This is a genomic window from Microbacterium sp. NPDC089320, from assembly GCF_040684875.1.
Classification (GTDB): Bacteria; Actinomycetota; Actinomycetes; order Actinomycetales; family Microbacteriaceae; genus Microbacterium.
In genome coordinates this window covers 1-14833 of record NZ_JBFBGY010000005.1, presented here as the reverse complement: position 1 = coordinate 14833, position 14833 = coordinate 1, and the positions used below count along the sequence as shown (strand labels likewise).

At 67.6% G+C, this 14833-nt stretch carries 8 protein-coding genes; 3 read left to right on the top strand and 5 right to left on the bottom strand.

The window, feature by feature from the left end; genetic code table 11:
- Position 1: 1 nt before the first annotated feature.
- From AB0N61_RS14165 to AB0N61_RS14145, 5 genes are all read right to left on the bottom strand, one after another.
- Positions 2-727, bottom strand: coding sequence for a polysaccharide deacetylase family protein (locus tag AB0N61_RS14165; protein WP_167945460.1), 726 nt, complete (start codon positions 725-727; stop codon positions 2-4).
- Positions 724-1719: a glycosyltransferase family A protein gene (locus AB0N61_RS14160; RefSeq protein WP_363364998.1), complete on the bottom strand. Its 996-nt coding sequence runs from the start codon at positions 1717-1719 to the stop codon at positions 724-726. The genes AB0N61_RS14165 and AB0N61_RS14160 overlap by 4 nt, the downstream gene beginning before the upstream one ends.
- A gap of 217 nt (positions 1720-1936) precedes the next feature.
- Positions 1937-2632: an acyltransferase gene (locus AB0N61_RS14155; RefSeq protein WP_363364997.1), complete on the bottom strand. Its 696-nt coding sequence runs from the start codon at positions 2630-2632 to the stop codon at positions 1937-1939.
- A complete protein-coding gene (locus AB0N61_RS14150) occupies positions 2625-3365 on the bottom strand; it encodes a CDP-alcohol phosphatidyltransferase family protein (protein WP_363364996.1) in 741 nt (246 codons plus the stop codon). The genes AB0N61_RS14155 and AB0N61_RS14150 overlap by 8 nt, the downstream gene beginning before the upstream one ends.
- A gap of 306 nt (positions 3366-3671) precedes the next feature.
- Complete coding sequence (locus AB0N61_RS14145; protein WP_363364995.1) at positions 3672-3800, bottom strand: hypothetical protein; 129 nt, start codon at positions 3798-3800, stop codon at positions 3672-3674.
- Between AB0N61_RS14145 and AB0N61_RS14140 the strand changes: the two genes are divergently transcribed.
- The 3 genes from AB0N61_RS14140 to AB0N61_RS14130 all read left to right on the top strand — a co-directional run.
- The gene (locus AB0N61_RS14140; protein WP_363364994.1) at positions 3787-4182 is read left to right on the top strand and encodes a hypothetical protein; all 396 of its coding nucleotides are present in this window, start codon (positions 3787-3789) and stop codon (positions 4180-4182) included. The two genes, AB0N61_RS14145 and AB0N61_RS14140, sit on opposite strands and share 14 nt — an antisense overlap.
- A gap of 125 nt (positions 4183-4307) precedes the next feature.
- On the top strand, positions 4308-9356 hold the full coding sequence (locus tag AB0N61_RS14135) for a PKD domain-containing protein (RefSeq protein WP_363364993.1): 5049 nt from the start codon (positions 4308-4310) through the stop codon (positions 9354-9356).
- Between the two features lie 246 nt (positions 9357-9602).
- Positions 9603-14833, top strand: a 5231-nt coding sequence (locus AB0N61_RS14130; protein ID WP_363364992.1) for a PKD domain-containing protein, incomplete at its 3' end; no start/stop codon positions are given.

The following is a 14833-nucleotide window of genomic DNA, read 5'->3' as shown; positions in this document are numbered from 1 at the left end:
TTCATCGTTTGAACCAGATTCCTTTGACCGGCGAACCGGAGGTCAGTGCGTGCGCGAGACTGCGCGCCTCGAGTCCGCGCTCGCGATATGCCGCGAGGATGCGGGTCGCGAGAGTGCTGCGGTCGACAGTCGGCGGCGAATCGCTACGGCCGCCGTCGGCGAACCCGGCATAGGAATCGTGCGACAGCAGGATCGCGCCGGGTTCGGCTCCGCGGAGCGAGCGGGCGATCCGCTGCTCGGTCGTCGCCTCGCGAGAGTCCCAGGCCGTCGGCCCCCAGAGCACGGGCTCGAGGCCCGTCGCCTTGATTGCCCGGAAGCTGGTCAGGGACTGCAGCCCGTAGGGCGGGCGGTACCACCGCACCGCCGCGGCGGAGATGTCCTCGAGCTCGGCCTTCGCCGAGGCGGTCCGGTCGCGGACCTCGCGGTAGCCGAGCCGCGAGATCGGTCGGTGGTCGGGGCCGTGCAGCGCCACCTCGTGGCCCGCTGCGAGGATCTCGGAGATCAGCGAGCGATGTTCGCGAGCTCTGGTCATCAGGACGAAGAAGGTCGCTGACGCAGACTCGTCACGGAGGACCTCGAGAACACGCTCGGTCTCGACGGGGTCCGGGCCATCGTCATACGTGAGCACGAACTCGGGGCGGCTCGTCTTCACGCGCACGATCGACCCGAGCGGGCCGCCATGGCTGCGAAGCCACCTCCGTGCACCGGCCGGAACCAACCGGCTCATGCCGAACTGCTCGGCCGCGAGTAGGCGGAGTACGTCTGTCCGACGCTCGCGGAGATCATTCCGGCTCCACGGTGGGCGAGCCGAAGTCCCCTGGCATCGTGACGGACCGATCTGGTGACCCGTCCGAAGAGATGGCGGGCGTAGCCGGCGACGATGCGCGCCGCTCCGCCGACGATGCCCTTGATGCGGATCAGCAGCTGACGGGCCGGCCTCGGTTCCAAGCGCAACTGCACGAGGATCGACACGTTGCCGTGGCTGAACGACCTCTTCAGCGCCCACGGCCGGGTCTGACGTTCGGGCTCCACGGTGTCTTCCGCGACGGACTCGTTGCACCACACGAGGCGGGCGCCCGTCTTCTTCAGGCCCATGCTGAACAGCGTGTCCGATCCGCCGCCGAGTCCGATCCGCTGATCGAAACGCACTCCGCTGCTGCGCACCTGGTTCAGGTCCAGGAGCAGGTTGCCGGTCGCCGCGACGCCGATCTCGGTTCCCGTCGGGCGTTGCGGCCGGCGGAACAAGCCGCTCTCGAGCACCCACGGGTCGGCGTCAGGGTCGAACAGCGACACGACGCGGCCCATCACGGCGGCGGGCCGGCCCGAGTTCGACCAGGTGAGCAGAAGCGACGAGATCCACCCCTCGAGCGGCACCTCGTCGTCGTCGATGAACGAGAGGAGGTCGACGTCGGCCGATTCGTCGAGGGCGCGGTTGCGAACTGCGGGTATTCCCGGTGTCGCCTCGGCGACATAGCGAGTCGCGACGCCGGCGTACTCGTCGCCGACGACCGATCGAGCAGACTCGGCTGGATCGTTGTCGATCACGAGGATCGAGACGGCCCTCGCGTGCCGCGCATCGATGAGTGGCGCCAGCTGCTCACCTACGAGCTGCAGAGTCTGGACCAGCCGCTCGGGGCGCTTGAACGTCGGAATGGCGACGACGAGTGATACCTCGCCGCTCTTCCGCGATTGCGCCGTGCGGTCGTGTGCTGCCTGCATGTGGTTCCCCCTCGGAGCCGACGTGCGTGAATCAGATGTGTACGGTGAACCGGACGGACGGTGTTCGTCGATCGACGGCACGCAGTATCACGTGACCGCAGGGCGCGTGTGTCGCTGCTCCCGCGGGTGCGCCAGAAATCACTGACATCCCCAGATCCCCAAAATCCCCGAAGTCCTTCCAGCCATGCCGTCCCCACGGTCATGACTGTGGATCAGCTTACACATTTCCTCCGCCCTCGCCACCCACTGATTTCTCTCTGGTGCGAATGACCTTCGCGGGACTCCCCGCAGCGATGCTGAAGTCGGGGATGTCGCGGGTCACCACGCTTCCGCTGCCGATGACGACTCCACGTCCGATCGTCACGCCCGAGGTGATCGTCACGCCGCTGCCGATCCAGCAGTCGTCGCCGATCTTCACGGCGCCTCGCTGCACTCCCTGCGACTTGATGGTGGCGCTCGGATCCGAGAACACGTGGTTCTCGGAGAACACACGCACACCGGGCCCGAGCATCACGTCGTCGCCGATGACGATGCTGCCGGAACACCCGATGAAGCACCCGGTCGCGAAGCTCGAGCGGTCGCCGACCACGAGTCCCTCTCCGGCCTCGCCGCCGTAGTAGGACGACGGTCGGATCGCCGTCCCGGCCCCGATCGACACCTCGGAACCGAAGACGATCCCGTTCTTGGACAGTCCCTGCAGCTCGACCCCGTCTTCGACGACGAGCCGACCGGCATAGCGGATGAACGACGGGTTGGTGATCCGCACGCGACGTCCGAGGAAGAGCGGTCCGCCTGCAGCCCCGAAGAACGGGCGGCGGATGAGACCTCTGGCCACCATCCCGGCAGCCCGCCGGTACGCACTCCATTTCGCTGCGCGCGCCTGGCTCGCGGAGAGCCCTGAGAACTCAGGCATGAGCTGCCCCGCTCAGGCTGAGAGACCTGTGCCAGCGCAAGACCGAGGCGATCAGGATCAGCGCGTTCACGAGCAGCAGCGCCGTGTACAGCGTGATGAACAGCCAAGGGACCCAGAGTGTCGCGAACACCAGGATCAGCAGTCCGTAGTCGGCCGGCAGGACGATCAGGGCGTAGATCGGAGAGTTCCGGAACGCGGCCTTCGACGTCGTGCCCGCTGATCCGACGCGTCGGATCAGCTCGGTGAGGATCACTCCGAAGAAGAACACGGAGGCCACGACCTGGAAGCCGAGGGGGATCAGAAGCATCGGCGGCTCGACATCGTAGAAGCGCCACCAGCAGATCAGGACTGCGATGTGAATGGTCGCCATCTTCGTGGCGTCGACCATGTGGTCGAGCCACTCGCCGCGGGGCGACCCGCCGCCCCGCAGCCGAGCGAGCTGACCGTCGGCTGAGTCGAGGGCGTAGCCGAGGACGAGCAGCAGCACGATGAGCAACGAGGTGAGCAGCGTCGGCGAGGCCAGCGCGATCAGCGCGATGCCTGCGAAGGTGAACAGGGCGCTGACGGCGGTCACCTGATCGGGAGTGCGGCCCGACGCGTAGGCGACAGCAGCGAACACGCGGCCGATCGGGCGATTCACGAACCGCGAATATGCGGGCGCACCTGAATTGGACTTCTGCGCGGCCCGCAGCGAGGCGAGCGCTTCTCGGACGCCTGGCGTCTGCTGAGACATGAATCCTCCGGTCGTTGCTGATCGGGATGGCGGACTCGCCGGTGCGGCCACGCGGAGCGTCGGTCGGCTCGACCTCCCCAAGGCCGACCCGCGCCGGTGACGCGCGGTTGCACTGACTTTAGCCGACGCATCGACCGTTCGCCTCGTACGCGGTAAAGTTTGCCCGAACGCCGAGATCGCACACACGTCGAGGCGCAGGGGAGAGGGACCCATGACTCGAACGCGCAAGACGGTACTCATCGCAGCGGGGGCGGTTCTGGTGGTCCTAGTCGCCGGGATCATCTGGTTCGTGACGGCACAGAGTGGTCAGCCCGAGGGGAATCCGACCCCCGCGGCATCGTCATCGGTCCCGCCGACGCCGAGCGTGTTCCCCACACCCACGCCGGGAACCACCGATGTCGAGCCTTCCGACGCCGAACCGGTGGAGGTCGACATCGATGATGTGGCCACTGTGGTGGAGGGAGTCACCGTCGAGGTCGTCTCGATGACGGCGTTCGAGTCCTCGAGCGAGCAGCCGGGCGATCTCGCCGGTCCCGCGTTGAAGGTCGTGGTCCGGGTGACCAACTCGACCGACGCCCCGCTCGACCTCGGAGGAGCGACGGTGAACCTCGCGTACGGGTCCGACCAGAACCCCGCGCCGCCGCTCGGCGACACCGTGGCGAGCGGCCTTCCGGCGACGCTCGCGGAAGGCGAGAGCGCGGAGGGCGAATACTCGTTCTCGATTCCGGTTGACGCGCGGGACGACGTTGGGGTTACAGTTGACTTGTTGACTGGCGAGCCTTATGTCGCGTTCAGGGGTGCGGCACCCGCCAGTTAGCGGTAACTGGGGTTATCTGGGGATCTCGTCCTTCACGGACGTGTCAATTCATTGGGGAATGAATTATGGCTGTACAACTGGGGATTCTTGCGCGCTCGCGTGCATTAGGTCGGGCGGTCATCGTCATGGCGACCGCGGGGGCGGTGGTCGCGGCGGGGCTCGTGTTCGCCCCATCCGCGGCGACGGCCGACACCGCACCGGTCGACACGAGCACACCGAAGACCGTGACGAGCGACGCCCTGCCGACCGCGCAGATCAACGGGGCGGCATGGGACCAAGTGATCGTCGGCAACACGGTCTTCGCGGCCGGGACGTTCTCGACGGCTCGTCCCGCGGGAGCCGCGGCGGGCACCGAGGAGGTGACGCGGAACAACATTCTCGCGTACGACCTGCGAACCGGGGCGCTGCTTCCGTTCGCGCCGAACGTCAACGGGCAGATCAACTCGGTCGCCGCATCGCCTGATGGCCAGCGCCTCTACATCGGGGGCGACTTCACGATGGTCGACGGGGAGACCCGCAACCGCGTAGCCGCCTTCGACATCGCGGGGGGAACCCTCGTCAGCACGTGGGCGCCGAGCGTGAACGCATCGGTGCGGGGCATCGTCGCGACGAACACTGCGGTCTACTTCACGGGCAATTTCGGCCGCGTCGCGAGCAACGATCGCAGTCGCGCGGCGGCAGTGACGTCGGCGGGCGAGCTTCTGCCCTGGGCGCCGGTGCTCGACAACAGGGGCAACGACATCGTGATCTCCGCCGATGAGCAGAAGATCGCCCTCGCGGGCCACTTCACCACGGTCAACGGCTCATCCAACCCGGGATACGGGATGGCGCTGGTCGACACGAACAACGGCGGGCTGCTTCCCTTCGCGGCCAACAGCATCGTGCGCAACGGAGGCGAGGACAGTGCGATCTGGTCTCTGACCACCGACGGCACCAGCCTCTACGGAACCGGGTACACATTCGGGGGCGGCGGCAACCTCGAGGGCATCTTCAAGAGCGACTGGGCGACCGGCGGCGTGACCTGGGTCGAGGACTGCCACGGCGACACATACAGTGCCTACGCCACGCCGGACGCCGTCTACGGCGTCGGGCACTCGCACTACTGCGAGAGCGTGGTCGGCGGGTTCCCGCAGAGCGACCCCTGGACCCACTATCGGGCAGTCGCCTTCTCCAACTCGGTCGCGCGGACCACCCCGAACGGCTTGGCTCTCGGCTACGCCAACTGGGCGGGCAATCCCGCTCCGCGCCTGCTCCACTGGTACCCGACGTTCGACACGGGATCGGTGAGCGGAGCGACCCAGGCCGCGTGGAGTGTCACCGGCAACGCCGACTACGTCGTGATGGCGGGGGAGTTCACCCGCGTCAACAATCAGATCCAGCAGGGCCTCGTGCGCTTCGCGACGACCGAGAAGGCGCCGAACACCGACGGCCCGCGGCTGAGCGGCAGCACCTGGGTGCCGACCGCGGCCGCCCTCGCCTCCGGCGCGGTGCGCGTGACCTGGCCGCTGAACTGGGATCGGGACAACGAGTACCTCGAGTACAAGGTGATCCGCGATGGGATCAACGGATCCCCGGTTCACACGACCACTGCCCGGTCGAAGCCGGCCGACTGGGGTCTTCCCGGCATGTCTTTCGTCGACTCAGGATTGGCACCCGGCAGCTCCCATACATACCGGGTGCGCGCGCAGGACGCCAAGGGCAACGTGGCCTGGAGCACGATCATCACGGCGACGGCCGGCACGACCGGAGATCTCGGGGGATCGTCGTATTCGCAGGCGGTGCTCACCGACCGGCCGACGCACTACTGGCCGCTCAACGACACGGGGCAGGCCTCATCCGACTGGGCGGGGTCGAGCAACCTCGCCGTCCGCGCGGGAGTGACGCGGAGCGTCGACGGCGCGCTCGCGACCTCCTCGATCCCCGCTTCCCGCTTCAACGGCACGACGTCGGGGTACGCGTCGACGGAGGCCGTGGAACGAGGGCCTCAGTCTTTCTCCGCGGAGGCCTGGTTCAAGACCACGACGACGGCCGGCGGACGCATCCTCGGATTCGGCAACCGATCGACCGGCACGTCGACGTCGAACGACCGCCTGATCTACATGGACACGAGCGGTCGATTGAACTTCGGCGTCTATCCGGCCGAGCGGCGGATCCTGACATCGCCGAACGCCTACAACGACGGTGCGTGGCACCATGTCGTCGGAACGATGGACCCCATCGTCGGGATGACGTTCTACGTCGACGGTGTGCGGGTCGGCCAGCGGACTGACTCCTACTCGGCCGAGATCTACAGCGGCTACTGGCGAGTCGGCGGCGACGCGACGTGGTCGGGAGCACAGTACTTCTCGGGCACGATCGATGAGGTGGCCGTCTACGGAGCACCGCTGACCGCGGCTCAAGTCGCGCAGCACTTCACGGCCGCCGGGCGCACGCTCGGAGTGCAGAACCCGCCGGCGGACGCCTACGGGGCGAACGTCGTGAAGTCCGACCCGACGCTCTACTGGCGTCTCGCGGAGTCCACGGGAACCGCGGTGCAGGATTCGTCGGGGTCGGGCCAGGGCGGAAAGTACGTGGGCACGAACACGAAGGGACAGGCGGGTGCGCTTCAGGGCGTCAGCAACTCGGCCGTCACGTTCGGCGGCGGTCAGGCGATCAGCCAGACCGCGTTCGTGAACCCCGTCGTGTATTCGACGGAGGCCTGGTTCAAGACGACGTCGACATCGGGCGGAAAGATCGTCGGCTTCGGCAACAGCGCGACGGGTAACTCGTCGAGCTACGACCGCCACGTCTACATGACCAGCGCCGGACAGCTCGTCTTCGGAGCGTCCAACGGCGGACAGGTGCGTGTGACGTCGAGCGGCGCCTACAACAACGGGCAATGGCATCACGTCGTCGCGACGCAGGGAACGTCGGGCATGCGACTGTACGTCGACGGCGCCCTGGTCGGCGAGAACGCGAACAGGACGTCGGGCAACTACACGGGCTACTGGCACGTGGGGGGAGATGTGTCGTGGGGCCCCGGTGGCAACACGTTCCTCGGCACCATCGACGAAGTCGCCGTTTACCCCTCAGTTCTGACGCCTGCGACCGTGACCGACCACTACAGCCTCGGTCGCGATGGTGTCACCGTGAACAAGCTGCCGTCTGCGAGCTTCTCTTCGCAGGTGTCGAAGCTGAAGGTCGATGTCGACGGTTCCGCGTCCACGGACACCGACGGATCGATCGTGTCCTACGACTGGAACTGGGGTGACGGCAGTGCGCACGGTTCCGGGGCGATTGCGACCCACACCTATGCGGCCGCAGGGACGTACTCGGTCACGCTCACGGTGACGGATGACAGAGCGGGCACGGCCGAGAAGACCGCCGCGACGGTCGTCGTCGCGAACGTCGCACCGACAGCGTCCTTCACCTCGGTTCTGTCTCCGTTGAAGATCGACGTCAACGGCTCCGGATCGACGGATCCGGATGGGACGGTCGCATCGTACGACTGGAACTGGGGCGACGAGAGCGCGCACGGGTCCGGTGCCACGGCATCGCACACCTATGCGACGGCAGGCACCTATGCGGTGTCGCTGACGGTCACCGACAGCGACGGTGCCACGACGACCAAGACGGAGAACGTGGCGATCTCGGTGGGCGACGGCATCCTGGCATCCGACGTCTTCGATCGAGTCGCCGCGAGCGGTCTCGGCGAGGCCACGAAGGGCGGCGCATGGTCGTTGGCGAATGCGGCGTCGAACTACGCCGTCGACGGGGCGGGTGTGTTCCGTCTGACTGCGGGTGGCGCGCTGCGGACCGCGTATCTCCCGAGCGTGTCGTCGGTGTCGACGGAGGTCACGGTGGATGCGGCGTTCGAGTCGGTGCCGGTGGGTGGAAGCGTCTGGGCGCAGGCGCTGGCTCGGCGCATCGGAGCGGACGACTATCGGGCGCGCATCACGGTCGCTGCCAGTGGTGCCGTGAGTCTGCAGGTGCTGCGCAGCGGTACGACGCTGGCGACGCAGAATCTCGCGGGTCTGACGGTGACGCCGGGTACCGCCGTGACGTTGCGGGTGGAGGCGTCGGGCACGAACCCGACGACGATCCGCGCGAAGGCGTGGAAGACGGGAACCGCCGAGCCTGCCGCCTGGCAGCTCAGCACCACGGATGCGACTGCTGCGCTGCAGGCGCCGGGACAGGTCGGCCTGGCCGCCTACGCGGGTTCGGGCGTCTCGAACGTGCCGTACCTGGTGCGCTTCGACAATCTCGTCGCGAAGATCCCCGGCACGGTCGTGCCTCCGCCCAACGTGCTGCCCGTCGCGTCGTTCACGACGTCGGCGGACGCTCTCGCCCTGACGGTGGACGGATCGGGCTCCACGGATCCGGATGGCACGATCACCTCGTGGGAGTGGGACTTCGGCGACGGCTCCGTGGGTACGGGCGCGACCGCGTCTCACCCGTACGCGGCGGCCGGCACCTACACGGTCGCCCTGAAGGTGACCGACAACCGAGGAGGAACCCACACCACGACGAACAGCGTCACGGTCGCTCTGCCGGAACCCGAGCCCGTGCTGCCGCTCGTGCTGGACGAGTTCGACCGCTCCGGCACCAATGGCTGGGGTTCGGCGGCCACGGGCGGTGCGTGGTCGTACTCGACCACGTCGCTGTCGGGCTACTCGGTCGACGGCGCGGCGGCGAAGGTCGCGGTCGGAGCCGGATCCACGCGGGCGGCCTACCTCACGTCGATCGCGTCGGATTCCGCCGACCTGACCTCCGCGATGACAGTAGCTCAGTTGCCTGTCGGCGGCAGCGCGTTCACGTCGTTCATCGCTCGGCGGGTGGGTGCGGAGGATTATCGTGCTCGGGTGGTCATCGCGGCGAATGGGTCGGTGCAGCTGCAGCTGCAGCGCACGGCGACGACGTTGACGGCGGCGAACATCGCCGGGCTCACGCTCGCGGCCGGTGAGGAGCTGCAGGTGCGGGTGCAGGCGTTCGGGACGAACCCGACCACGATCCGGGCGAAGGTCTGGAAGACCGGCACGACGGAGCCGACCGCGTGGCAGGTGTCGACGACGGATGCGACGGCGGCCCTGCAGGCAGCAGGTCACGTGGGTGTCGCCGCCTACCTCGGCTCGGGTACGACGAATGTGCCGTACACGGTGTCGTTCGGCACGATCAAGGTCGTCCCGATCCCCTGACCCGGCACCACCGAGTCACAGCACCGAGATCCGCAGGGCGTCCGCGACGTCCTGCGGATCTCCGCGTCGCCGCCCTTATCAGATGGATCTGTGGTCGCTATAGACGGCGTCCAGACATTCCGGTATTCTGGCGATCGTTGCAGACTTAGCCGTCTTGCGTGAAGGGGTTCGCGTAGACAGGCGGATGCAGTATCTGGGGTATTGGGGAGCACTCTTCGGGGTGCGCATAATTTGGGGAGCGAGCACATGGGTGTTCTGCGCAATTTTCTGGGGAACAAGAAGGCGTCCGGACTGAGGTTCGGAACGACGATCGCGATCACAGCGTTGATCGCGAGCGGTCTCGTGCTCGCACCGGCGGCTGCCAACGCTGACACGGCGCCTGTCGAGCCGAACGTGCCGTCGACGGTGACGACCGACGCTCTGCCGACGGTGCAGGTCAATGGCATCGTCTGGGATCAGGTCATCGTCGGCAACACGGTCTACGCTGCCGGCCAGTTCGCGACGGCGCGACCGGCGGGCGCCGCCGCCGGCGTCAACGAGGTCGCACGGAACAACGTGATCGCGTACGACATCCGCACCGGCGCGATGACGTCGTTCGCACCGAACGTCAATGGTCAGGTGCGGTCGATCGCCGCGTCCCCGGACGGCAAGCGCCTCTACATCGGTGGCGACTTCACCGCGGTGAACGGCTCCACGCGTAACCGCGTCGCGGCATTCGACATCCCGGCGGGCACACTGGTCGGATCCTGGGCCCCGAGCGTCAATGCCTCGGTGCGCGCGATCACCGCAACCAACTCGACCGTCTACTTCACCGGAATCTTCGGCCGCGTCGCCAGCAACGACCGCGTGCGGGCCGCGGCCGTGAGCTCGGCGGGGGCCCTTCTGCCCTGGGCCCCGCAGCTCGACAACCGCGGCAACGACGTCGTGGTCTCGGGTGACGGCACCAAGGTCGCATTGGCAGGTCACTTCACCACGGTCAACGGATCGTCGAACCCGGGCTACGGCATGGCTCTCGTCGATGCGACGTCGGGTGCGCTGCTGCCGTTCGCTGCCAACGGCATCGTTCGAAACGGCGGCGCCGATGCTGCGATCTGGTCTCTCTCGACCGACGGCGACAACCTCTATGGAACCGGCTACCACTTCGGCGGCGGCGGCAACCTCGAGGGCATCTTCAAGAGCGACTGGGCGACCGGCGGTCTGACCTGGGTCGAGGACTGCCACGGCGACACCTACAGCGCGTACGCCACCCCTGATGTCGTCTATGGCGCAGGGCACTCCCACTACTGCGGCAGCTTGGTCGACGGGTTCCCGCAGAGCGAGCCGTGGACGTTCTACCGCGGCGTCGCATTCTCGAACTCCGTCGAGCGCACCACGCCGTACGGCCTCGGATACGGCTACTACGACTGGGGCGGAAACCCCGCCCCGCGCCTGCTCCACTGGTACCCGACGTTCAACACCGGCTCGGTGAGCGGTGCGAACCAGGGCCCGTGGAACGTCACGGGCAACGGCGACTACGTCATCATGGCCGGCGAGTTCACCCGGGTGAACAACCAGCTCCAGCAGGGCCTCGTCCGCTTCGCCACCACCGAGAAGGCACCGAACGACGACGGCCCGCGTCTGAGCAGCAGCACGTGGGTGCCATCGGCGAATTCGATCGCTCAGGGCACGATGCGCATCAGCTGGCCGCTCAACTGGGATCGAGACAACGAGTTCCTCGAGTACAAGCTGATCAGGGATGGCGCCAGCGCGTCTCCGATCTACACCACCACTGCCCGGTCGAAGTCCGCCGACTGGGGACTCCCAGGGCTCTCGTTCATCGACAAGGGTCTCGTTCAGGGCAGCACTCACACCTACCGGGTGCGAGCGGAGGACGCCCACGGCAACGTGGCCTGGAGCAACATCATCACCGCGACGGTCAACGGCGCAGGCGCCATGCCGGCGTACTCGACGACGGTGCTCGATGATGCGCCGACCAACTACTGGCCGCTCAACGACTCGGGTGCCTCGTCGATCGACTGGGCCGGTTCCGGCGACCTCGCCGTGCGTGACGGCGTGACCAGGGGCGTCGACGGTGCTCTGACACCGGCATCCATTCCCGCGTCGAGCTTCAACGGCACGAACGCCGGGTTCGCGACGACGCAGTCGGCGATCGAGGGTCCGCAGAAGTTCGCGATCGAGGCGTGGTTCAAGACGACCACGAACCAGGGCGGAAAGATCGTCGGCTTCGGCAACAGTCCGACGGGCACCTCTTCCGCTTACGACCGCCACGTCTACATGGACCCGAGCGGCCGAGTGAACTTCGGTGTCTACCCGAACCAGGAACGTGTGGTCAGCTCGTCGTCGGCATACAACGACGGAACGTGGCATCACGTGGTCGCATCCCTCGACCCCACGAAGGGCATGGAGCTGTACGTCGACGGAGTGAAGGTCGCGCAGCGTTCCGACACCACGTCGGCCCAGCCCTACACGGGATACTGGCGCATCGGCGGCGACTCGACCTGGTCGGGCTCGCAGTTCTTCGACGGCGCGATCGACGAGGTCGCGATCTACGGCGGAGCACTGTCTCGCACGCAGGTGCAGGAGCACTACGTATCGTCCGGTCGCACGCTCGAAGGTGCGACACCGCCCACCGACGGATACGGCGCGGCCGTGTACGCCGCAGAGCCGACTCTGTACTGGCGCCTCAACGAGACATCGGGCTCGGAGACGGCCGACGCGTCCGGTTCGTCACAGCGCGGCACGTACTTCGGCGCTCACACCAAGGTCCCGTCGGGGGCGCTCGATGGAGTCACCAACGGAGCGACGACCTTCGAGGGCGGCCAGCTGATCAGTCAGAAGTCCTTCGTGAACCCGGTGGTCTACTCGACCGAGGCCTGGTTCAAGACGACGACGAACTCCGGCGGCAAGATCATCGGCTTCGGCAACGGCTCGACGGGCAACTCCTCGAGCTATGACCGCCATGTCTACATGACGGATGCCGGACGCTTGGTGTTCGGCACGTGGACGGGGCAGACGAACACCATCACGACGGATGCGGCCTACAACAACGGACAGTGGCACCACGTCGTGGCCTCGCAGGGTCCTTCGGGTATGGCGCTGTACGTCGACGGGGCACTGGTCGGCACGAACCCGAACACAGGCGCCGAGGGCTACACGGGCTACTGGCACGTCGGAGGCGACGTGACGTGGGGTCCGGGTGGAAACGAGTTCGCCGGCACGATCGACGAGGTCGCCGTGTACTCCACGGTGCTCCCGCCGGCGACGGTCGCCGACCACTACAGCCTGGGCAAGGAGGGCGCTCCGGCCAACAAGCTGCCGTCCGCCGAGTTCGCTTCGCAGGTGTCGAAGCTCAAGGTCGACGTCGACGGCTCCGCGTCCACGGACGAGGACGGCACGATCGCGTCGTACGACTGGAACTGGGGCGACGGCACCGCACACGGCGTCGGCGCGACCGCGACCCACACGTATGCGGCTGCGGGCACCTACACGGTGACGCTGACGGTGACGGATGATCGCGCCGGAACCGCGCAGAAGACCGCCTCGGTGGTCACGGTCGCGAACGTGCCTCCGACGGCGGCGTTCACCTCGTCGGTGACACCGCTGAAGGTCGCAGTGGACGCGTCGACCTCGGCAGACAGCGACGGATCGATCGCATCGTACGACTGGAACTGGGGTGATGGCAGTGCGCACGGTTCTGCCGTGACCGGGACCCACACCTATGCGGAAGCCGGCACCTACACGGTGACACTGAAGGTGACGGACAACGACGGCGTCACGGCCACCAAGACGGAATCCGTCGTGGTGCCGCCGATTCCGGCGAATGTGGCGCCGACAGCAGCATTCACCTCGACCACGAACGGTCTGGCTGTGTCGGTGAACGGCGGCGGGTCCACCGACTCCGATGGAACGATCGCATCGTACGACTGGAACTGGGGCGATGAGACCGCGCACGGTTCGGGCGCGACCGCGACTCACACGTATGCGGCTGCGGGCACCTACACGGTCACGCTGACCGTTACGGACAACGTCGGAGCGACGGGAACCGTGACGCACGACGTGACGGTGGAGGCACCTGCCACCCCGAGCGTCCTCGCCACGGATGCGTTCGGGCGCACGCTCTCGAGCGGTCTGGGCACCTCCGACGTGGGTGGCGCATGGTCGCTGGCGAATGCGGCGTCGAACTACGCCGTCGACGGGGCGGGCGTGTTCCGTCTGACTGCCGGTGGCGCGCTGCGCACGGCGTACCTTCCGAGCGTGTCGTCGGTGTCGACCGAGGTCACGGTGGATGCGGCGTTCGAGTCGGTGCCGGTGGGTGGAAGCGTGCAGGTTCAGGCGCTGGCGCGTCGGGTCGGGGCGGATGACTATCGGGCGCGGATCACGGTCGCTGCCAGTGGTGCGGTGAGTCTGCAGGTGCTGCGCAGCGGTACGACGCTGGCGACGCAGAACCTGGCGGGTCTGACGGTGACGCCGGGGACGACGGTGACGTTGCGGGTGGAGGCGTCGGGCACGAACCCGACGACGATCCGCGCGAAGGCGTGGAAGACGGGAACCGCCGAGCCTGCTGCATGGCAGGTGTCGACGACGGATTCGACCGCTGCGCTGCAGGCTCCGGGACAGGTGGGGCTGGCCGCGTACGCGGGAGCGGGCGTCTCGAACGTGCCGTACCTGGTGCGCTTCGACAACTTCGTGGCCAAGACTCCTGGCGCGGTGGTGCCGACACCGAATGTGAATCCGGTGGCGTCGTTCACGACGTCCGCGAGCGCCCTCACGCTCAGTGTGGACGGGACGGGGTCCACGGATTCCGACGGTACGGTGACCGCGTGGGAGTGGAACTTCGGTGACGGGGCCGTCGCCACGGGGGCGACGGCGTCGCACCCGTATGCCGCGGCCGGGACGTACACGGTGACCCTCAAGGTGACGGACAACGGTGGCGGTACTCACACCGCCACGAAGAGCGTCACCGTCACGGCACCCACGCCCCCGGACCCGACCCAGCCGCTCGTGCTGGACGAGTTCGACCGCTCCGGCACCAATGGCTGGGGTTCGGCGGCCACGGGCGGTGCCTGGTCGTACTCGACCACGTCGCTGTCGGGCTACTCGGTCGACGGTGCGGCGGCGAAGATCGCACTGGCGGCGGGGTCGACCCGTGCGGCCTACCTGGCGACGGTGTCGACCGCCGCTGCGGATCTCACCTCGACGACCTCGGTCGCGCAGCTGCCCGTGGCGGGCACGGTCTACACGTCGTTCATCGCTCGGCGGGTGGGTGCGGAGGATTATCGTGCTCGGGTGGTCATCGCGGCGAATGGGTCGGTGCAGCTGCAGCTGCAGCGCACGGCGACGACGTTGACGGCGGCGAACATCGCCGGGCTCACGCTCGCAGCGGGTGAGGAGCTGCAGGTGCGGGTGCAGGCGTTCGGGACGAACCCGACCACGATCCGGGCGAAGGTCTGGAAGACCGGCACGACGGAGCCGACCGC